Origin of the sequence: Microvirga sesbaniae, assembly GCF_025460805.1 — a bacterium.
Taxonomy (GTDB): Bacteria; Pseudomonadota; Alphaproteobacteria; order Rhizobiales; family Beijerinckiaceae; genus Microvirga; species Microvirga sesbaniae.
In genome coordinates this window covers 100,459-121,188 of the sequence record NZ_JAMXFJ010000013.1, presented here as the reverse complement: position 1 = coordinate 121,188, position 20,730 = coordinate 100,459, and the positions used below count along the sequence as shown (strand labels likewise).

Here is a 20,730-nt window from a genome sequence, read left to right as displayed (position 1 = left end):
GGCGGCCGCAAAAGAGCGCCACGAGGCTCCGGGCCATAACAATCAGAGGTGACGGTGATGTTTGCGGATCGTGCGACGAAGGCGAGGTGGATCACGGGGATGCTGGCCGGCGCGGCCGTGCTCCTCGGATCCGCGGCCGCCCAGGCCCAGACGCCGGTGAGATTCTCGCTGGACTGGCGCTGGGAGGGACCGGCGGCCCCCTTCGCGGTCGCGATCGACAAGGGCTACTTCAAGGCCGAGGGGCTCGACGTGACGATCGATCCGGCGGCGGGCTCCCGCGAGCCGATCTCCCGCGTGGCGTCCGGCACCTACGACGCGGGCTTCGGCGACGTGAATTCCCTTGTGCGCTTCCGGGACGAGAATCCGGGCACGGACATCAAGGCCGTGATGGTGATCTACGACCGTCCCCCCTTCGCGCTCATCGGGCGCAAGAGCCGGGGCATCACCAAGGAGGTGTCGAGCCTGCAGGGCAAGAAGTTCGGCGCTCCGGCGGCCGACGGCGCCTACGCGCAATGGCCGATCTTCAAGGCGGTCAACAAGATCGACGATTCCACCATGAAGTTCGAGAATGTCGGCTTCCCGGTCCGGGAGCCGATGCTCGCGCAAGGCGAAGTCGACGCGGTGTTCGGCTTCTCCATGTCGTCCTACATCAACCTGAAATCCCGCGGGGTTCCGGCGGACGACATCGTCGTGATGCTGATGAGCGATTACGGCGTCGATCTCTACGGCAACACCATCATCGTGTCGCAGAAATTCGCCCAGGAGAAGCCGGAGGCCGTCAAGGGCCTGCTGCGCGCGATCATGAAGGGCGTGCAGGACACCGTGAAGGATCCCTCGAGCGCGGTCGATTCCGTGATCAAGCGCAACGACGTGGCCAAGAAGGACGTGGAGCTCGAACGCCTCAAGATGGTGCTGGAGCAGAACATGATCACGCCCTTCGTCAAGGAGAACGGCTTCGGCGGCATCGACAAGGAGCGCTTCGCCAAGGCCCTCGACCAGATCGGCCTGACCTTCGCCTACAAGAACAAGCCTGAAGTCGGCGCCGTGTTCACGGAGGAGTTCCTGCCCGCCGCCGACCAGCGCAAAGTGAACTGATCCGCCGGGCCCGGCGGTTACGATAGCCGGGCTTTTCCTTTGGCTCACCGGCACGGCTTCATGAAACCCTTCGTCGACATCCATGACGTCACCCACGTCTATGCCCGGGCCGAGGACGGCCTGCCCGCGGTCAGGAACCTGAATCTCAAGGTCGGCGAGGGCGAGTTCGCCGCCATCGTCGGCCCCTCGGGCTGCGGCAAGTCCACCCTCATGAAGCTCGCCACCGGGCTCCAATTCCCGCGCGAGGGAACGGTGATCGTCGACGGCAGGCAGGTGGGAGCTCCCGTCAAGCTCGCCGGCATGGCCTTCCAGAACCCCACCATGCTGCCCTGGCGGACGACCCTGGACAACATCCTGCTGCCGCTCGAGATCGTCGAGCCGCACCGCTCGCGGCTGCGCCGCCACAAGGCGGAGTACGTGGCCAAGGCCGAGAGCCTGCTTGCCCAGGTGGGCCTGAAGGGCCAGGGGCACAAATTTCCCTGGCAGCTCTCGGGCGGCATGCAGCAGCGGGCCTCCCTGTGCCGCGCCCTGATCCACGAGCCGAAGCTCCTGATGCTCGACGAGCCTTTCGGCGCCCTCGACAGCTTCACCCGCGAGGAATTGTGGTGCGTGATGCGTGATCTGCATGCGGCCCAGAAGGTCACGATCATCCTCGTCACCCACGACCTGCGCGAGGCCGCGTTCCTGGCCGACCGGATCTTCTGCATGAGCGCCCGGCCGGGGCGAATCGTGGCCGAGCGGGAGGTAGCGTTCCCGCGGCCGCGCGATCTCGAGATCACCTACACGCCGGAGTTTTCCGAGCTCGTTCACGACCTGCGCGGGCATATCGCGCAGGCGCGCAGGGCGGCATGAGACACCCATGAAAACCAAGAATCAGCTCGCCCTCGCACCCTGGGTCTTCACCATCGGCTTCTTCGCGCTCTGGGAGATCCTCTGCCATGTCCTGAGGATTTCGAGCTTCATCCTGCCGGCGCCGTCCACGATCCTTCTCGCCGTATGGGAGTATCGGACCCAGCTCGCCTATCATGCCATGCACACCCTCTGGATGACGCTGGCCGGCTTCGGCCTCGCGGTCGGATTCGGCCTGCTGCTCGGCATGGTGCTCGGCTCGTCGCGGCTCATCAATGCCGGGTCGTATCCGCTGCTCGTGGGCTTCAACTCGATCCCGAAGGTCGCCGTGGTGCCGATCCTCGTGTTCTGGTTCGGCGTCGGCTGGGTTCCGCCGGTCATGACGGCGTTCCTGATCTCGTTCTTCCCCATCGTGGTGAACGTCGCCACGGGAATCTCCACCGTGGAGCCGGAGATGGAGGACGTGCTGCGGGCGCTCGGCGCGTCGAAGCGAGACATCGTGTTCAAGGTCGGCGTGCCCCGCGCCATGCCGTATTTCTTCGGCTCGCTCAAGGTGGCGATCACGCTCGCCTATGTGGGCTCCGTCATCGGCGAGCAGAATGCGTCGAATGTGGGCATCGGCAACCTGCTCACCCGCGCGTCCGCCGCCTTCGAGGTGCCCCTCGTCTGGGCCGCCCTCGTGGTGCTGGCGGTGCTGGGCGTCGTCATGTACGCGATCACGGCTTCTGTCGAGCGCTCGATGACCGGCTGGGCCCAGCGCTCGCAGATGGCGGCCTAGAGCATCGGAGCCAAAAGCGGACCCACTTTTGGGATCAATCCGATGCTCCCCGCCTCAAGGGGCGCATCGTCCAGGACCTGACCATCTTCTCCACGTCATCACCGGGCCTGTCCCGGTGATCCCGATTGTCCGATGCTCCCCTCTTGGCTGGCGCACCGTTGACCGCGAAAAACCGGGTCCACTTTTTCGCACGATGCGCGAGTGTCCTTCGTTCGGAAGGAGCGAACCCGGCTCACCTCCGCAGCGACAGCGGGTTGTCGGAGAGCGCCGCCGCATCGGGCTGGTCGACGGCGGGCCGTCCGAGGAAGGCGTTCCAGAGCCTCTCCACGGTGTCCCGCTCCAGATCGTCCACGATGAAGACGAGGCGGCTGCGCCGGTCCTCGCTCGGCCAGCGCGGCAGCACGGCCGGGACGTGGATCACGTGCTGGACGCCGTGGATGACCACCGGATGCTCCGGATCCTCCGCGAGCGCCACGAGGCCCTTGACCCGCAACAGCTTCGCTCCCTGAGACGAGCGCAGGAGGTCGAGGAACATGTCGAGGGTGCCCTGGCGGACCGGCTGGTCGCTGGTGAGGCAGAAGGCCCGGATCCTGTCGTCGTGCCGGTTCACGTCGTGATGATGGTGGTGGTCGTGCCCGTGATGGTGGTGATGCCCGTGCTGGTGCGCATGGCTCGCGTGCTCCGCCGCCTCCACGGCTTCCGTCTTCAGCCATTCGGCCACGTCGCCGATCTTGCCGTCGAGGCCGAAGAGGCCGCCGGAGACGACCGCCCCGGCCGGAGCATCGGCGTCCAGGAGAGCGGCGCCCGGGTTGAGCTGGCGTAGCCGTCCGCGCAGCCGGGCGGCGCCATCAGGGTCCTGAACCAGGTCGGTCTTGGTGATCACGATGCGCTCGGCGACGGCCGCCTGCTTCACGGCTTCCCGGTGCGCGTCCAGCGTGGCGGCGCCGTTGACCGCGTCGACCACCGTCACCACGCCTTCGACAGCGTACCGCAGGGAGAGATAGGGGTGGTAGAGCACCGCGTGCAGGATCGGTGCCGGATCGGCCAGACCCGTGGTCTCGATGATCACGCGCTTGAACGGCAGGATGCGGCCGTTGTCGCGCTTGCGCAGGAGGTCCTCGAGGGTCGCGATGAGGTCGCCGCGCACGGTGCAGCAGAGGCACCCGGCGGAGAGCAGCACCATGCCCTCGTCGACGGTCTCCACCAGCAGATGGTCGAGCCCGATCTCGCCGAACTCGTTCATGATGACCACCGTGTCCTGCAGGGCCGGATCCTTCAGGAGGCGGTTGAGCAGGGTTGTTTTGCCCGCGCCCAGGAAGCCGGTGAGGATGGTGAGCGGAATCGGGGCGGGAGGAATCATGGCGGTCATCCTGTCAATCGGCAATCCGCACCAGGGCGGCATCCTTCGGACCGCGCCGTCGGCGCTGTTCCAGCAGAACGTTGGCCACGATGGCGGCCAGCACAAGAGCCCCGCCGGCGATCTGCAGAGGGGCCAGGGTCTCGTCGAGGATCAGGGCCGACGACACGGCGGCCACCACCGGCTCGGCGCAGTAGAGGATTCCGGCCGCCACGGCCGAGATGCGCCCGAGGGCGAGGAACTGCAGGACGAACCCGCTCACGTAGCCGGCGATCGTCATCGTGACGGCGAAGGGCGCCAGGGCCAGGACCGACGGGGGCGCCAGCTGGCCGGCCGCGAGGCTGACGAGGATGGCGGTCGGCAGGATGATCAGCTGGATCCAGAACACCTTCGCCACCACGCCGGTTCGGGTGCAGCGCGCCGCCGCGAAGAACTGGACGGCCGTGGCGATGCTGGCCCCGAACGCGAGGGCCAGGCCGCGCCAGTCCAGGTCCGAAAAGGCAGGTCCGACCACAAGGCAGACCCCGAGGGTCGCGACGGCCACGATGGCGACGAGAGCCTGCGTCAGCGGCGTCCTCTCCACGAAGGGGCTCGCGAGGACGATGATGATGGGATAGGTGTAGAAGACCACGGCCGCGACCGTGACCGGAATGAAGGCAACGGACGAGAGATAGCCGATGCCCTGGAGAGCGCTGGAGACCCCGAGCAGGAGCAGCTTGCCCCGTTCCTCCCGCTCCATCGCGAGCGAGCTTCTCATGATGGCGACGACGAGGCCCACCAGCACGAGCATCAGAAGAACCCGGTAGACCACGATGGCCGACCCGCTCGCCCCCGTGAAGGACGCGATGCGCGCGTAGACGATGTTGAAGCCGTAGAGGCCGGCCGACGCGAGGGCGAAGAGCAGGCCGTTGGCCGGAGAGGAGGAGCGGGTCATCACGACATCGGATTTGGGACGCCGCACCGTTCGCGCGGATCGCCCGCAAAAGCAAGGCATCAAGCAGAACGCCCGGTCGATGACCGGGCGTCGCAGGACATGAAAGGATCGCGGATCAGTTCGCGACGGCTTTGGGCTTTGCGGCGGCGTCCGCCTTCTGCGGCGCCTTCTTCGTGTCGGCGGGGGTCTTGGCGGCAGGCTTCGAGGAGCCGGACACCGGCTTGACCGCGACGCTGGCGCGCGGCTGATCCTTGCCTTTTGCCGTCGTCTTCACGGGCTCCTTGTCGGCGTCCTTGTCGTCCACCGCCGTGTCGGCCGTGTCCTTCGAAGCAGCCCCCTTGGCAGGCGCCTTCTTCGAAGCGGTGGCCTTCTTGGTCTTCGCCTTGCGGGCCTGCTCGGCCGCCTCTTCGGCGGCGGCCTGGGCGGCGAGCTCGGTCTCGGACGGAGGATTGAGCCCGATCCACACGCGCTCGGGCTCGACGGCCGCCCGGGGGCCCAGCACGGTGCGCACGGGCTTTTCCGTCGTCGCTCCGGCAAAGGCCATCACCTCGGAGGAAAACAGGTTCGGGATGTTGCTGTCGGTCTCCGCGACCGCCGGTGCGTCCTCTTCCTGCGGCATCGGTCCGCGCCGGTCGCAGATGACCGGGCGCATGTCCGGCGGCGTGGTGTTGGCCGAGGCGGGCAGGGCCGCGAGTTCCGGATTGGTGAAGTTCACCTTGCTGCTGAAGCCGCGGTCGAACAGCTCGGCCGCCTTGATGGTGCGCTCGTTGGCCGAGGGCGCGCCGAGCACGACCGTGATGAGGTGGCGGCCGTTCCGGGTGGCGCTGGCCACCACGTTGAAGCCGGCCGAGCAGATGAACCCGGTCTTCATGCCGTCGGCGCCCGGATAGCGGCCGATGAGCCCGTTGGTGTTGCGCATGATGCGCCGGCCGAACTGAACCGCCCCGATGTCGAACAGATCCCGGTACTGGGGGAATTCCAGCAGCAGGGCGCGAGCCAGGATCGCCATGTCCCGGGCCGAGGTCTGGTTGCGGTCGTCCGGCAGGCCGTGCGGATTGGCGAAATGGCTGCTCACCATGCCGAGGCGCTGGGCATGGGTGTTCATCAGCTCGGCGAAGCCGTCGATGGAACCGCCGATGTTCTCCGCGATGGTCGCCGCGATATCGTTGGCCGACTTCACCATCATGATCTTGAGGGCGTTGTCGAGGCGGATCTCGGTGCCGGGCTTGAAGCCCATCTTGGACGGAGGCAGGGCCGCCGCGCCGTCGGTGACGGTGAGGAGCGTCTCCATGCTCATCTGGCCCGAGCGCACCTTGTCGAGCGCCACGTAGGCGGTCATCAGCTTGGTGATCGAGGCCGGGTACCAGGGGTCGGTCGCCCGCTCCGCGTGCAGCACGCGGCCGGATTCGAGTTCAACGACAAGAGCAGGGCCGCCGGCGGCCAGAGCCGAACCACCCATCAGGGCGGCAAGGGCAAAGGCTGTCACGCGGAGGGCTCGGCTAACGTTCATGCGGAACGACTCCTTGGCTTCGTCCAACGATAGGAGAGGATCTCGATCAAGCCCCGCCTGTCAGCTGGGCCATTTTTAGTCCCAAACCTAGACCTTGGCTAGGCTGAGTGGATTTTTGCTTGTTTGTACGCCCTTCTTAACGAAATCCGTGGCAAGAGAGTGGCAAGAGCGGCGCGGTTTGAAGATCGATATGACAACATCCCTTCTCTGGATTCCGGTGACCCTGGCCGCCGCGGCCGCCCAGACCGGACGCAACGCCACCCAGCGGCGCCTGACCGAGACCATCGGAACCGTGGGGGCCACGCAGGTTCGTTTTCTCTACGGATTTCCTTTCGCGCTCCTGGCCCTGGTCGTGATGAACCTCGTGACGGGAGAGGTTGTTCCGGGGCCGAACGCCACCTTTCTGGCCTACGCTCTCACCGGCGCCGTCACCCAGATCCTGGCCACCGCCCTCATGCTCGCGGCCATGCGGGAGCGCGCCTTCTCGGTGGTGACCGCCTACACGAAGACGGAACCGGTGCAGGTGGCCCTGTTCGGCCTGGTGCTGCTGGGGGACCGCCTGACGCCCGCCATGGCGCTGGCGATCCTGGTGGCGACCGGCGGGGTTCTGCTCATGTCCGTCAAGCCGGGCACGAACCTTGCCTCGTCCGGCCCGAAGCCCGTTCTCTTCGGGCTCGCCTCGGGGGCCTTCTTCGCCCTGGCGGCCATCGGCTTTCGCGGCGCCATCCTGTCGCTCGACGGGGGCTCGGCCCTGATCCGGGCCTCCACGACCCTGGTCTGGGGCTTGGGCTTGCAGACAGCCATCCTCCTGATCTGGCTCGGTCTCTTCGACCGCAAGGCCCTGGTGGCGAGCTTCGCGGCCTGGCGGCCCTCCCTGGGAGCAGGCTTCCTCGGCGCGCTCGCGTCCCAGTTCTGGTTCATCGGCTTCGCGCTCACGACAGCCGCGAACGTGCGCACCCTCGCCCTCGTCGAGGTTCTCATGGCGCAGGCGGTGTCCCACCGCTTCCTGGCGCAGACGACCAGCCGACGGGAACTGGCCGGCATGCTGCTGATCCTTGCGGGGGTCGGGTTGCTCCTGTGGGCGCAACGTTAGCTTGTCGCTGCGGCAGACGCGTGTTAATGAACATTGTTTCGTTTCCTGTCACCGTGATCGGACCTGCTCCCCATGACCGACGCCGCTGAGATCGCTCAACCCGCCTACCGCGTCCTTCAGGTCGGCGATCCGGTGCCCTGGTTCAGGCAGAACTCATCGAGCAATCCGAACTACAGCTTCGATACCGTGGCCGGGCGTTACGTCGTCCTGTGCTTCTACGGCACGGGCTCCGACGAGGCCGGGCGCGCGACCCTCGACTGCTTTCAGGAGGAGCATCGCGACCTGTTCGACGACGACCGGATCGCTATTTTCGGCGTCAGCGTCGACCCGTCGGACGAGGCGGAGGCACGGGCGAAGCAGATCATCCCGGGCATCCGCCATTTCTGGGATTTCGACGGGGCCGTGGGGCGCCTCTACGGGGCGCTCCCGCGCAACACCCCGGCGGGTCCGTCGCAGATCCCGATCCGGCGCTTCTGGATGGTGCTCAATCCGACCCTGCGCGTGCGCGCCGTCTTCCCCTTCGAGCCGGACGGGAGCGACCGCCACAAGGTGATGGCCTATCTGCGGGCTCTGCCGCCGGTCGACCGGTTCGCCGGCTTCGAGATGCCGGCGCCCGTGCTCGTCATCCCGGACGTGTTCGAGCCCGAATTCTGTCACCATCTGATCGGTCTCTACGAGCGGCATGGCGGCCAGGAATCGGGCTTCATGCGCGAAGTCGGCGGCAAGACCGTGGCGGTCCACGATCCGAACCACAAGCGGCGCAAGGACTATACGATCGAGGATCCGAACCTGATCCGTCAGGTGCAGCACCGCATCATTCGCCGGATCAATCCGGAGATCGAGCGGGTGCATTTCTTCAAGCCCACCCGCATGGAGCGCTACATCGTCTCCTGCTATGCGGCCGAGGACGGCGGGCATTTCCGGGCGCATCGGGACAACACCACGAGCGGCACGGCCCATCGCCGCTTCGCCGTCTCCATCAATCTCAACGGCGATTTCGAGGGCGGGGAGGTCAGCTTCCCGGAATACGGACCACGCAGCTACAAGGCTCCCCCCGGCGGCGCCGTGGTGTTCTCCTGCCCGCTGCTCCACGCGGTGTCACGCGTCACGCAGGGCCGGCGCTTCGCCTTCCTGCCCTTCCTCTATGACGAGGAGGCGGCCAGGATCCGCGAGGCGAACAACGCCCATCTCGGCGAGGGCGTGGGCGCCTACAGGGCCTGACCCCGGTCCTCCGACCTCAGCGCGAGCGGCAGGACGGTGTCCCGGGTGAGCGGGGCCAACGGCGCCTCGCCCGGTTCGCGCGGATCGACCCAGGCATATTCCTCGATCTCGGCCCGGCAGACGAGCGCACCGGCAAGCCTCACCGCGTAGAGGGCGGCCCGCACCCGCCGTCCCGGCTCGTTCGCCGCCGGCGCCTCGAAGGTGCCGAGGCCCGTCACGGAGCCCGGCACGAGGCCGCAGCCGAGTTCCTCGCGGAGTTCCCGGTCGAGCGCGTCCAGATCGCCTTCGCCCGGCTCGCGCTTGCCGCCGGGCTGCATGAAGCTTTCCGTGCCGCGCTTGCGCACGAGCAGGACATGGCCGCGTCCGTCGCGCACCAGGGCGGCGACGATGTCGATCACCGTTCGCCCGCCTTGATCCATTTGTCGACCTTCGGCGGTTCATAGGAGCGCACGGCCTCGACCAGGGCGGCGGGCTTGCTCTCGACGATCAGCATCGCCCGGTGGATCGGCTTGACGAAGCCGCGGTCCACCACGTCGTCCAGGAAGTCCGTCAGCTTGTCGTAGAAGCCGCCCGCGTTCAGGAGCGCGCAGGGCTTGCGATGGTAGCCGAGCTGCGCCCAGGTCCAGATCTCGAACAATTCCTCGAAGGTGCCGAGCCCGCCGGGCAGGGCGACGAAGCCATCCGCGAGTTCCGCCATCAGGGCCTTGCGCTCGTGCATGGAGCCCACCACCCGCAGATCGCTCAATCCCCGATGGGCGATCTCCTTGTCCACCAGGGACTGCGGCATCACGCCGATCACGTGGCCGCCCCTCGCCAGGACGGCGTCCGCCACGGCCCCCATGAGGCCCACGGAGGCGCCGCCATAGACCAGTTCGATGCCGTTGGCCGCCAGGGTTTCGCCGAGGGACCGGGCGGCCTCGAGATAGACCGGATCCTGGCCGCTGCTCGAGCCGCAGAAGACACACACTCGCATGGGATTGTCCTTCCTGATTCGCGTCGGGATCGATGAACGACAGGTTCGCGCCGAGCTCAAGGCCCGGGGACCCGTTCCGGGCGCAGACCTGCCATCGCATGTCCGACTTGCTGAAAGCTCCGAAGAGGGCCACCTTGTCTCCCAACGAGACAATCCCCGAGGAGACATCCATGACCGCCTGCATCGTCGGCTGGGCCCATACCCCGTTCGGCAAGCTCGACAGCGAGACCGTCGAGAGCCTGATCGTCCGCGTCGCCAACGAGGCGCTCGAACACGCGGGGCTCGGGCCCGAGGACGTGGACGAGGTGGTGCTCGGGCATTTCAACGGCGGCTTCTCGGCCCAGGACTTCACCGCCTCCCTGGTGTTCCAGGCCAGCGACAAATTCCGCTTCAAGCCGGCGACCCGGGTCGAGAATGCCTGCGCGACGGGTTCGGCGGCCGTGCACCAGGCGATCAAGACCATCGAGGCGCGCCGCGCCCGGACCGTGCTGGTGGTCGGCGTGGAGCAGATGACGACGACGCCCGGCCCCGAGATCGGCAACATCCTCCTCAAGGCCTCCTATCTGCCCGAGGACGGCGGCACGCCGGGCGGGTTCGCGGGCGTGTTCGGCAAGATCGCCGGCACCTATTTCCAGCGCCACGGCGACCAGTCCGACGCCCTGGCCATGATCGCGGCCAAGAACCACCGGAACGGCGTCGACAATCCCTACGCGCAGATGCGCAAGGATCTGGGCTTCGACTTCTGCCGGGCCGAGAGCGAGAAGAACCCGTACGTGGCCGGTCCCCTCAAGCGCACCGACTGCTCGCTCGTGTCGGACGGCGCAGCCGCCCTGGTGCTCGCCGATACCGAGACGGCTCTGCGGATGAAGCGCGCGGTGGCTTTCCGGGCCACGGCCCACGCGCAGGATTTCCTGCCGATGTCGAAGCGCGACATCATCGCGTTCGAGGGCTGCGCGGAAGCCTGGCGGCGTGCCCTGTCGCAGGCCGGAATCCAGCTCACTGACCTGTCCTTCGTGGAGACCCACGACTGCTTCACCATCGCGGAGCTGATCGAATACGAGGCCATGGGCCTGACCCCGCGCGGGCAGGGCGCCACGGCCGTCAAGGAAGGCTGGACGAACCGCGACGGCAGGCTGCCGGTGAACCCCTCCGGCGGCCTCAAGGCCAAGGGCCATCCCATCGGGGCGACGGGCGTCTCCATGCATGCCCTCTCGGCCATGCAGCTCTGCGAGGAGGCCGGCGGCATCCAGGTGAAGAACCCGGTGCTCGGCGGCATCTTCAACATGGGCGGCGCCGCGGTGGCGAACTACGTGAGCGTGCTCGAACGGATCAAGTGACGAGGCACAAGGCGCTCGGCCATTCGGCTGGCGCTCCGGCCAGGAATGAAGCCGTTAGGCTGTCATGGCCGGGACAAGCCCGGCCATCCCGATGCGGTGTGGCGCGGCGCTTCACCGACGCGTCATCACCGGCCTTGTGCCGGTGATGACGTCGCAAGTGGCTTTGACTCATTCCCCCGGAGCCTTGGCCTGGATGGCCAGGGCGTGCAGGCCCCGGTCGAAGGCGCCTTTCAAGGTCTCGTTGACGAGCCTGTGACGCTCGACCCGGCTCTTGCCGGAGAAGGCGTCCGACACGATATAAACCTGGAAATGAGTTTCTCCGCCCTCCCGCCAGCCGGCATGGCCATGGTGCTTTTCTGATTCGTCCGTGACGGTCAGTTCGGTCGGCTGCAGGCTGTCCTGCAAAGTCCGTGTGATCCAGTGCTGAAGGGTCATGCTGATTCGTAAACCTTTTTGAACGGGTCTGCGGCGAAAAGCGTTCAGGCCTTGGCTCAAGGCCCCAAGCCACTCATAATCGCTGAATCATGGATCTCAACTCGCCTCTTTTCGACCGCATCCGGATCAAGCCCTCCTGCGAGGAGCCGCAGGAGACCAAGGGGCCCGTGTGCGAGCACCCCTCCTGCAAGGCGGCAGGGGAATACCGCGCCCCCAAGGGGCGCGACCGGGAGGGCCAGTACTGGCGCTTCTGCCTCCAGCACGTGCGCGAGTACAACGCGTCGTACAATTACTTCGCCGGCATGTCCGACTCGGCCGTGGCCGCCTTCCAGAAGGATTCCATCATCGGCCATCGCCCGACCTGGACCATGGGCATGAACGCCTCCGGCCAGGGCGACGAGCAGGGCGCCAAGGCTCAGCCGCGGGACTGGGGCTATTTCGACCCGCTCGGGATCCTCAAGGGCGAGGATTTCACCCAGGCTCGGACCAGCCGGGCCCGGCCCGAGCCGAAGCAGCCGCGCCATACCGGAGCGGTGCGCCGGGCCCTCGACATCCTGGGTCTCGACGAGACCGCCGACGGACCGGCCATCAAGGCCCAGTACAAGGCCCTGGTGAAGCGCTTCCACCCGGACGCCAACGGGGGCGACCGTTCCTTCGAGGAGCGCCTGCGCGACATCATCAAGGCGCACGACGCCCTCAAGACCGCCGGCCTGTGCTGAACCGACATCCGTTCAGGCAAGGCTGCTAGGCGTATTAGGAAATTGCGCCATTCCGTCATGGAGGTTAAGAAGCCCATGACGTTTTCGAGACACCCTTCAAAGACCGAGAGGCCCCTATGACGGCACAAACCGAGACAGCGACCCTTCTGCCTGACATGAAGGTGTCCGTGCGACAGGTCTTCGGCATCGACTCGGATCTGGAAGTTCCCGCATTCTCGCAGGCCGAGGGGCACGTGCCCGACCTCGATCCCGACTACCTGTTCGACCGGGACACGACCCTGGCGATCCTGGCGGGCTTCGCGCGCAACCGCCGCGTCATGATCACGGGCTATCACGGCACCGGCAAGTCGACCCATATCGAGCAGGTGGCCGCCCGCCTCAACTGGCCCTGCGTGCGCGTGAACCTGGACAGCCACGTGTCCCGCATCGATCTCGTCGGCAAGGACGCCATCGTGCTGCAGGAGGGCAAGCAGGTCACGGCCTTCCAGGACGGCATCCTGCCCTGGGCCCTGCAGAACAACGTGGCCCTCGTGTTCGACGAATACGACGCCGGCCGCCCGGACGTGATGTTCGTGATCCAGCGCGTGCTGGAGCAATCGGGCAAGCTCACGCTCCTCGACCAGAAGCGCGTGATCCGGCCTCACCCGGCCTTCCGCCTCTTCGCCACGGCCAACACCGTGGGCCTCGGCGACACCTCGGGCCTCTATCACGGCACCCAGCAGATCAACCAGGGCCAGATGGACCGCTGGTCCATCGTGACGACGCTCAACTACCTGCCGCACGACAAGGAGGTGGACATCGTCCTCTCCAAGGCGAAGCACTACCAGGAGGATGCGTCCGGCCGGGACATCGTCAACAAGATGGTTCGCGTGGCCGACCTCACCCGCTCGGCGTTCATGAACGGCGATCTCTCGACCGTCATGAGCCCGCGCACGGTGATCACCTGGGCGGAGAACGCCGAGATCTTCGGCGATACGGGCTTCGCCTTCCGGGTCACCTTCCTCAACAAGTGCGACGAGCTCGAGCGCGCCCTGGTGGCCGAGTTCTACCAGCGCTCCTTCGGCAAGGAGCTGCCGGAGAGCGCCGTGAACATGGTGCTGAGCTGATCGACGACCCGGCATCCTCACCCTGAGGAGCAGAGCGTCTCGAAGGACGCGGATGCCAGGTCTGGAGATTTCTGGAAGCGCCCTCGCTCTCCGAGGCGGCCTTCGGCCTCCCTGGAGCGAGGGCTTATCGGAAGCGACAGGCAACGATGTCCATTTCGAACCGCAAGCCGGGTGAGAAGAAGGAAGCGCCGGCGGAGCCGCTGAAGCGCTCCATCGCCGGCACCATGAAGGCGATCGCCCGCAAGCCCGATCTCGAGGTCGCCTTCGCGTCCGACCGTCCGGTGCTCATGGGTCAGGACAAGGCCCGACTGCCGGAGCCGCCCCGGCGGCTGACCGCGCAGGACGTGGCGGTTCTGCGCGGCAACGCGGACGCCATGGCGCTGCGTCTCGCCTGCCACGACACCGGCCTTCACCGGAAGCTCGCCCCCGAGGGACAGGCCGCCCGGGCCGTGTTCGACGCGGTCGAGCAGGCGCGCGTGGAATCCATCGGCTCGCGGCGCATGGCCGGCATCTCGTCCAACATCTCGGCCATGCTGGAGGACCGCTACCACCGCGGCGGAAAATACGAGGAGATCACCGATCGGGCCGACGCACCCCTGGAGGATGCCCTCGCTCTCCTGGTGCGCGAGCGCCTGACCGGCGCGAAGCCGCCGGCCTCCGCGGCCAAGATCGTCGATCTCTGGCGCGACTTCATCGAGGACCGCGCCGGGCGCGACCTCGACGGCCTGCTGAAGAACATCGAGAACCAGCGCAGCTTCGCCCGCTCGATCCGTGACCTGCTGTCCTCCCTCGACATGGCCGACGAGGCGGCGCTCGACTCCGAGGACGAGGAGAACGAGGACGAGAGCGAGTCCGACGAGCAGGAGCAGCAGGGCGAGGGCGAATCCGAGCAGGAATCCCAGGGTGACCGCGCCGAGGTGGAAATCAGCGAGGATTCGAGCGACGAGATGGAGGACGGCGCCACGGAGGAGGCCGACGGCCCGTCCGGCGAGCTGCCCGAGGAATCCGAGGAGGCGGACTCGGAGGATGCCGGCGAATCCTGGCGTCCGCCCTCCCGTTCCAACGAGGCGCGCGGGCCCGACTACAAGGCCTATACCCAGAAATTCGACGAGATCATCCACGCGGAAGACCTGTGCGACGCGGACGAGCTGACGCGGCTGCGCGCCTATCTCGACAAGCAGCTCGCCCATCTCCAGGGCGTGGTGGGGCGCCTCGCCAACCGCCTGCAGCGCCGCCTGATGGCGCAGCAGAACCGGGCCTGGGAGTTCGACCTCGAGGAGGGGGCTCTCGACCCGGCGCGCCTGCCGCGCATCGTCATGGACCCGTTCCAGCCCCTGAGCTTCAAGCAGGAGCAGGACACCAACTTCCGCGACACGGTGGTGACGCTTCTCCTCGACAATTCGGGCTCCATGCGCGGGCGCCCGATCACCGTCGCGGCCACCTGCGCGGACATTCTCGCCCGCACCCTGGAGCGCTGCGGCGTGAAGGTCGAGATCCTGGGCTTCACCACCCGGGCCTGGAAGGGCGGGCAGGCGCGCGAGACCTGGCTGCAGAACGGCAAGCCGGCCAATCCCGGCCGCCTGAACGACCTGCGCCACATCATCTACAAGTCGGCGGACGCGCCCTGGCGGCGCGCGCGCAAGAATCTCGGCCTGATGATGCGCGAAGGCCTGTTGAAGGAGAACATCGACGGCGAGGCCCTCGACTGGGCGCACAAGCGCCTGCTCGGGCGGCCCGAGCAGCGGCGCATCCTGATGGTGATTTCGGACGGGGCGCCGGTGGACGACTCGACGCTCTCGGTCAATCCCGGCAACTACCTGGAGCGGCATCTGCGCTTCGTCATCGAGGAGATCGAGACCCGCTCGCCCGTGGAACTCATCGCCATCGGCATCGGCCACGACGTGACGCGCTACTACCGCCGCGCCGTGACCATCGTGGACGCGGAGGAGCTCGGCGGCGTCATGACCGAGAAGCTCGCGGAGCTGTTCGAGGAGAATGCCGGCCCGCCGGCCAGAGGCGCTTCGAGGGGCGCTTCGAGGGGCGCCCCCCGCCGCAGGGCCGTCGCTTGAGGCTCACCCGTCGCGGCTTTCTGACCGGTGCCGCCGCCGCCGCGGCGACGCTCGCCTGCACGGGCGTGGCCGTGGCGCAGCGCCCGCAGGCCTTCCGGGGCGCGACGGCCATCGACGTGGAGGCGCGGCCGATCAGCCGGCTCTCCACCACCGATCCGGACCGCAGCCGCTTCGGCGCTCTGATGTTTCGCTCCGGAATCGATCTGCGCTCCCCGGTTTCGGCCTTCGGGGGCTTCTCCGGCCTGTGGCGCTCGGCGAACGGCCGGGAGATCGTCGCACTGGCCGACAACGCGCAGGTGCTCAAGGCCCGGATCGAGACGTCCGACGGACGATTGTCGGGCCTGTCCGGCCCGGTGCTCTCGCCTCTGATCCTGAGCAACGGCGTTCCCCTCAGACGCTCGCGCTACTACGACACGGAGAGCCTCGCGCTTGCCGGCAACGCCGCCTATGTGGGCGTCGAGCGCAACCATGCGGTGATCCGATTCGACCGGACGGCGACGGGAAGCATCGTCCGCGGCGTGCCCATTCCGGTGCCGAAGGAGCTGCGGGACCTGCCGAGCAACGCCGGCCTCGAAGCCGTCGGCGTCGCACCCCCGGGCTCGCCCCTGAGCGGTGCCCTGGTGGGGATCGCGGAGGGCGGCAGCGGCTTCATCCTCACGGGGCCGCGGCAGGGCGCCTTTCAGATCGCCCTGTCGGACGGCTACAGCGTCACCGATCTCGCGTTCCTGCCCGACGGCGATGCCGTGGTCCTGGAACGCAGTTTCTCGCTCTTCGGCGGTTTCGGCTGCCGCCTTCGCCGCATCGAGGCCGGCGCGGTCAAGCCCGGCGCCCGCCTGGACGGCGAGATCCTCTACGAGAGCGAAGCCTCGCACCAGATCGACAACATGGAGGGGCTCGCGGTTCACCGGGAGGGCGGCGACATCGTCCTCTCGCTGATCTCTGACGACAACTTCAGCGCCCTGCAGAAGACCGTCCTGCTCGAATTCGCGCTTGCGGGTTGAGCCGCCGGGGGGCTGCCTTCCGTAGCGGCAATTGCCCCTTTTCTCATCATTCATTGCCTGCCTCTATCCCTTCGTCTCGCTTGAAGCCCTCCGTTTTCGGCCACTAAGCTTCGTTCATGCGGGCCCGCTGCCAATGGTTGCGCCGGGTGTCCGTCCGAACGGGCTGAAGGAGATCGGGTGGCGGCACGGGTGATCTTCGACGAGATGAGCGGCCATGACGGCCGAAGCCGGGATGCCTACCGCATCCTCCAGGACTGGCTGAAATCGGCGCCGCCGCAACTGCTGGAACACCGCCGCGAGGAGGCGGAGCTCTTCTTCCGCCGGGTCGGCATCACCTTCGCGGTCTACGGCAATGCGGAAGCCGAGGAGCGGCTGATCCCCTTCGACATCATCCCGCGCATCCTATCGGGCCAGGAATGGGCCCGCCTCGCCCGCGGCCTCGAGCAGCGGGTCAAGGCGCTCAACATGTTCCTCAAGGACATTTATGGCGCGCGCGAGATCCTGCGCGCCGGGATCGTCCCGCCGGAACTCGTCTACCTCAACCCCTACTACCGCCCGCAGATGCATGGGTTGACCCTGAACAGCGACATCTACGTGCAGGTGGCGGGAATCGACATCGTCCGGGTCGACGACCAGGACTTCTACGTGCTCGAAGACAACCTGCGCACGCCCTCCGGGGTCTCCTACATGCTGGAGAACCGGGAGGTGATGATGCGCCTCTTCCCTGAACTCGTGGGCATGCAGCGCATCCGGCCGATCGAGAACTACGTCGACGAGCTCCTGGGCACCCTCAAATCCGTCGCGCCGGCGAGCTCCCCCTGGGACCCGACCGTCGTTATCCTCACGCCGGGATCCCTCAACTCCGCCTATTACGAGCACAGCTTCCTGGCCGACCGCATGGGCGTGGAGCTGGTCGAGGGGCGCGACCTCTTCGTGCGCGACGAGATGGTCTACATGCGCACGACCGAGGGGCCCAAGCGGGTCGACGTGATCTACAGCCGCATCGACGACGACTTCCTCGACCCGCTGGTCTTCCGGCCCGATTCCGCCCTCGGGGTGCCGGGCCTGATCGCCGCCTACCGGGCCGGCAACGTGGCCATCGCCAATGCGCCCGGAACGGGCGTGGCCGACGACAAGGCCATGTACTCCTACGTGCCCGACATCGTGCGCTTCTACATGGGCGAGGAGCCGATCCTGAAGAACGTGCCGACCTGGCGCTGCCGCGAGCAGGATTCGCTCTCCTACGTGCTCGACAACCTGCACGAGCTCGTCGTGAAGGAGGTCAACGGATCGGGCGGCTACGGCATGCTGGTGGGCCCGCACGCGACCGCGGAGGCGCGCGAGCATTTCAAGGGCCGGATCCTGTCCAGCCCCGACAACTACATCGCCCAGCCGACCCTCGCCCTGTCGACGAGCCCGATCTTCACCGAAAAGGGGCTGGCGCCCCGGCACGTGGACCTGCGCCCCTTCGTCCTGACCGGGCGCGACGGCGTCAGGCTGGTGCCGGGCGGTCTGACCCGGGTGGCCCTCACGGAGGGCTCGCTCGTGGTCAATTCGAGCCAGGGCGGCGGGACCAAGGATACCTGGGTGTTGAGTGAATGAGCCGGAGCGTTTCTCGTGCTGAGTCGTGATGCCGACAGCCTCTATTGGCTCTCCCGCTACGTGGAGCGGGCCGAGAACACGGCCCGTATCCTCGATGTCGCCTATCGCATGGCGTCGATGCCGATCTCCTATAACGGGGTCGAGACCAACGAGTGGGAATCCGCCCTGATCACCGCCGGCGGCATCGACCAGTTCCGCGCCGTCCACGGGGAGGCGACGCCGGAGAACGTGATCGAGTTCCTGGCCTTCTCCGAGGCCAATCCGTCGAGCATCCAGTGCTGCTTCGACACGGCCCGGCAGAATGCCCGTTCCGTGCGCTCGGCGCTCACCTCCGAGATGTGGGAGGCGATCAATTCCGCCTGGCTCGATCTGCGCCGCTACAAGGCGCGGTCGATCAAGGTGGAGGACCTCCCCCGCTTCCTGAACCTGGTGAAGGAGGCCTCGCTCCGCTACGACGGCTCGGCCATGCGCACCATGCTGCGCAACGACGCCTACTGGTTCTCGCGCCTCGGCCTCTACATCGAGCGGGCCGACAACACCGCGCGGGTGCTCGACGTGAAGTATCACGTGCTCCTGCCGCAGGATGCGGCCGTGGGCGGCGGCATCGACTATTATCAATGGGCCGCCATCCTGCGCTCGGTCTCGGCGCTGGTGAGCTATCAATGGGTCTATCACCAGAACCTGAGGCCCTGGCTCGTGGCCGATCTCCTGATCCTGCGCGAGGAGATGCCGCGGTCGCTCGCCGCCTGCTATGCCGCCCTCTCACGCCATCTGGACGACATCTCCCATCGCTACGGCACGTCCGGGTTGGCGCAGCGCCAGGCGAGGGCCACCCATGCCCGGCTGGCGAACCAGAATATCGAGGATATCTTCCAGCACGGGCTGCACGAGTTCCTGCAGGAGTTTCTCGCCGAGAACAACCGCCTCGGCCACGCCATCACGAACCAGTATCTGTGCTGACCCATGCGCATCCGCATCACCCACGAGACGGTCTATCACTACAGCGAGCCCGCCAAGTCGGCGATCCAGCTCCTGCGACTGACCCCGCGTGGATCGGACAACCAGACGGTCCTGTCCTGGACCATCGACCTGGACGGCGACGGACGGCTGATGCGCCGGGAGGACTGGTACGGCAACATCGTCCACAGCCTGTCGGTCTCGGGCCCCGTGAGCCAGATCACCCTGCATGTGGCCGGCGAGGTCGAGACCACGGACACGGCCGGCCTCGTCCGGGGAGGGGTCGAGCGCTTCCCGGAGCTCTTCTACCTGCGGGAGACGCCGCTGACCCGGCCGGACGCGGCCTTGCGCGACTTCGCCGAACTCACGGCGGGCCGCTTCACCAATCCCCTCGACCAAGCCCACGCGCTCATGAACGCCATCCCCGAGCGCCTGCGCTTCGACACGCAGGCGACGAGCGCCGCGACCGCGGGCGCGGATGCCTTTGCGGCCGGCCACGGGGTCTGCCAGGACTTCACCCATGTCTTCCTGGGCGCCGCCCGCTTCCTGAACATTCCGGCCCGCTACGTATCGGGCTATCTGCACAAGCCCGGGGAGGCCGAGCAGGAGGCGGGGCATGCCTGGGCCGAGGCCTATGTCCCGGATCTCGGCTGGGTGAGTTTCGACCCGGCCAATGCCGTTTCCGCAACGGAACACTACGTCAGATTGGCCATCGGGCTCGATTATCTTGATGCGGCCCCGGTTCGAGGAAGCTATTACGGAATCACCCGTGAAGCGCTCGACGTTCGTCTGAGGATCGAAAGCGCCCGTCAAGCACAGGCGTGAGAATGGCCTCGACAGCTGAGCAACTCGACCAGAAGGCCCCTGGAGGAACCCCCATGACGTATTGTGTCGGCATCCTGGTGCGGGATGGTCTCGTCATGATCGCCGATACGCGCACCAATGCGGGCGTCGACAACATCGCGACCTTCCGCAAGCTGCACCTGTTCGAGACGCCCGGCGAGCGCATCGTCACCCTGGCGACGGCCGGCAACCTCTCGGCGAGCCAGTCGGTCCTGTCCCTGCTGACCGAGGGGCTCGAGAATCCCGAGACCGGCGCGGTCGAGACGCTCCTGACGGTGCCCAGCATGTTCAAGGCCGCCCAGCTCGTCGGCCGTGCCATCCGCCAGGTCTACGAGGTCGACGGGGTCGAGATCGAGAAGCGGCAGATGACCTTCGACGTCACCATGCTGCTCGGCGGGCAGATCGGCTCCGCGCCCATGCGGCTCTATCAGGTCTATTCCGCCGGCAACGCCATCGAGGCGACGATCGACACGCCCTTCCTGCAGATCGGCGAGCCCAAATACGGCAAGCCGATCCTCGACCGCGCGATCTCCCACGGCACCAGCCTGGTGGAGGCGCTCAAGCTCGGACTCATCTCCATGGACTCGACCCTGAAGTCGAATCTCGGCGTTGGGCTGCCGATCGACATCGTGGTGGCCAAGCGCGACGCCCTGAAGACCCAGATCACCTACCGGATCCAGGAGGACGAGCCCTATTTCCGGGACCTGCGCGAGCGCTGGTCGGCCGCCTTGCGCGCGGCCCACCAGGCCATCCCGCATCCGCCCTATGCGGAAGAGGTTCTCTGACGGTGACACGGGGAGCGGGGCCGTCGATCGCTCCGATCGAGCCGAGCCGAACGGAGCGCGAGCCTA

20 protein-coding genes are annotated in these 20,730 nt (G+C 67.2%); 14 read left to right on the top strand and 6 right to left on the bottom strand.

Annotated elements, in window-relative coordinates:
- Positions 1–57 precede the first annotated feature (57 nt).
- The 3 genes from OCW50_RS18325 to OCW50_RS18315 are packed head-to-tail and all read left to right on the top strand — an operon-like array spanning position 58 to position 2,722.
- Positions 58–1,095, top strand: coding sequence for an ABC transporter substrate-binding protein (locus OCW50_RS18325; RefSeq protein WP_262298559.1), 1,038 nt, complete (start codon positions 58–60; stop codon positions 1,093–1,095).
- Between the two features lie 60 nt (positions 1,096–1,155).
- The gene (locus OCW50_RS18320; protein ID WP_262271987.1) at positions 1,156–1,947 is read left to right on the top strand and encodes an ABC transporter ATP-binding protein; all 792 of its coding nucleotides are present in this window, start codon (positions 1,156–1,158) and stop codon (positions 1,945–1,947) included.
- Between the two features lie 7 nt (positions 1,948–1,954).
- Positions 1,955–2,722: an ABC transporter permease gene (locus tag OCW50_RS18315; RefSeq protein WP_262298558.1), complete on the top strand. Its 768-nt coding sequence runs from the start codon at positions 1,955–1,957 to the stop codon at positions 2,720–2,722.
- A 232-nt stretch (positions 2,723–2,954) separates the two neighbouring features.
- Here the strand turns inward: OCW50_RS18315 and OCW50_RS18310 are convergent, their stop codons facing one another.
- The 3 genes from OCW50_RS18310 to OCW50_RS18300 form a co-directional block, all read right to left on the bottom strand.
- Complete coding sequence (locus tag OCW50_RS18310; RefSeq protein ID WP_262298557.1) at positions 2,955–4,091, bottom strand: CobW family GTP-binding protein; 1,137 nt, start codon at positions 4,089–4,091, stop codon at positions 2,955–2,957.
- 4 nt (positions 4,092–4,095) lie between these two features.
- On the bottom strand, positions 4,096–5,013 hold the full coding sequence (locus tag OCW50_RS18305; RefSeq protein ID WP_262298556.1) for a DMT family transporter: 918 nt from the start codon (positions 5,011–5,013) through the stop codon (positions 4,096–4,098).
- Between the two features lie 115 nt (positions 5,014–5,128).
- Positions 5,129–6,523, bottom strand: coding sequence for a D-alanyl-D-alanine carboxypeptidase family protein (locus tag OCW50_RS18300; protein WP_262298555.1), 1,395 nt, complete (start codon positions 6,521–6,523; stop codon positions 5,129–5,131).
- 190 nt (positions 6,524–6,713) lie between these two features.
- Here OCW50_RS18300 and OCW50_RS18295 point away from each other — a divergent pair, with 190 nt between their 5' ends.
- Entirely contained in the window at positions 6,714–7,616 is a 903-nt protein-coding gene (locus OCW50_RS18295; protein WP_262298554.1) for a DMT family transporter, read from the top strand.
- A 72-nt stretch (positions 7,617–7,688) separates the two neighbouring features.
- Positions 7,689–8,837 (top strand): 2OG-Fe(II) oxygenase, encoded by a 1,149-nt coding sequence (locus OCW50_RS18290; RefSeq protein ID WP_262298553.1) that lies wholly within the window; start codon positions 7,689–7,691, stop codon positions 8,835–8,837.
- Here the strand turns inward: OCW50_RS18290 and OCW50_RS18285 are convergent.
- Both OCW50_RS18285 and OCW50_RS18280 read right to left on the bottom strand, forming a co-directional pair.
- Positions 8,825–9,235, bottom strand: coding sequence for an NUDIX hydrolase (locus OCW50_RS18285; protein ID WP_262272508.1), 411 nt, complete (start codon positions 9,233–9,235; stop codon positions 8,825–8,827). The genes OCW50_RS18290 and OCW50_RS18285 overlap by 13 nt on opposite strands.
- Complete coding sequence (locus OCW50_RS18280; RefSeq protein ID WP_262298552.1) at positions 9,232–9,810, bottom strand: LOG family protein; 579 nt, start codon at positions 9,808–9,810, stop codon at positions 9,232–9,234. Before OCW50_RS18280 ends, OCW50_RS18285 begins: the two co-directional genes overlap by 4 nt.
- A gap of 170 nt (positions 9,811–9,980) precedes the next feature.
- On the opposite strand from OCW50_RS18280, the gene OCW50_RS18275 reads away from it, so the two are divergent.
- Complete coding sequence (locus OCW50_RS18275; protein ID WP_262272506.1) at positions 9,981–11,147, top strand: acetyl-CoA acetyltransferase; 1,167 nt, start codon at positions 9,981–9,983, stop codon at positions 11,145–11,147.
- Between the two features lie 168 nt (positions 11,148–11,315).
- On the opposite strand, the gene OCW50_RS18270 is transcribed toward OCW50_RS18275, so the two are convergent.
- A complete protein-coding gene (locus OCW50_RS18270; RefSeq protein ID WP_262272505.1) occupies positions 11,316–11,582 on the bottom strand; it encodes a BolA family protein in 267 nt (88 codons plus the stop codon).
- 89 nt (positions 11,583–11,671) lie between these two features.
- Here OCW50_RS18270 and OCW50_RS18265 point away from each other — a divergent pair, with 89 nt between their 5' ends.
- The 8 genes from OCW50_RS18265 to OCW50_RS18230 all read left to right on the top strand — a co-directional run bounded on the left by OCW50_RS18265 (position 11,672) and on the right by OCW50_RS18230 (position 20,664).
- Positions 11,672–12,301 (top strand): J domain-containing protein, encoded by a 630-nt coding sequence (locus OCW50_RS18265; RefSeq protein ID WP_262272504.1) that lies wholly within the window; start codon positions 11,672–11,674, stop codon positions 12,299–12,301.
- A gap of 116 nt (positions 12,302–12,417) precedes the next feature.
- Positions 12,418–13,407: a cobaltochelatase subunit CobS gene (cobS, locus tag OCW50_RS18260; protein WP_262272503.1), complete on the top strand. Its 990-nt coding sequence runs from the start codon at positions 12,418–12,420 to the stop codon at positions 13,405–13,407.
- A gap of 146 nt (positions 13,408–13,553) precedes the next feature.
- Positions 13,554–15,476 (top strand): cobaltochelatase subunit CobT, encoded by a 1,923-nt coding sequence (gene cobT, locus OCW50_RS18255; protein ID WP_262272502.1) that lies wholly within the window; start codon positions 13,554–13,556, stop codon positions 15,474–15,476.
- Entirely contained in the window at positions 15,473–16,477 is a 1,005-nt protein-coding gene (locus OCW50_RS18250) for an esterase-like activity of phytase family protein (protein ID WP_262298551.1), read from the top strand. The genes cobT and OCW50_RS18250 overlap by 4 nt, the downstream gene beginning before the upstream one ends.
- A gap of 204 nt (positions 16,478–16,681) precedes the next feature.
- Positions 16,682–18,079 (top strand): circularly permuted type 2 ATP-grasp protein, encoded by a 1,398-nt coding sequence (locus OCW50_RS18245; protein WP_262298591.1) that lies wholly within the window; start codon positions 16,682–16,684, stop codon positions 18,077–18,079.
- A gap of 15 nt (positions 18,080–18,094) precedes the next feature.
- Entirely contained in the window at positions 18,095–19,039 is a 945-nt protein-coding gene (locus OCW50_RS18240; RefSeq protein ID WP_262298550.1) for an alpha-E domain-containing protein, read from the top strand.
- A 3-nt stretch (positions 19,040–19,042) separates the two neighbouring features.
- A complete protein-coding gene (locus tag OCW50_RS18235) occupies positions 19,043–19,861 on the top strand; it encodes a transglutaminase family protein (RefSeq protein WP_262298549.1) in 819 nt (272 codons plus the stop codon).
- A 53-nt stretch (positions 19,862–19,914) separates the two neighbouring features.
- A complete protein-coding gene (locus tag OCW50_RS18230; protein ID WP_262272498.1) occupies positions 19,915–20,664 on the top strand; it encodes a proteasome-type protease in 750 nt (249 codons plus the stop codon).
- The last annotated feature ends 66 nt before the right edge of the window (positions 20,665–20,730 follow it).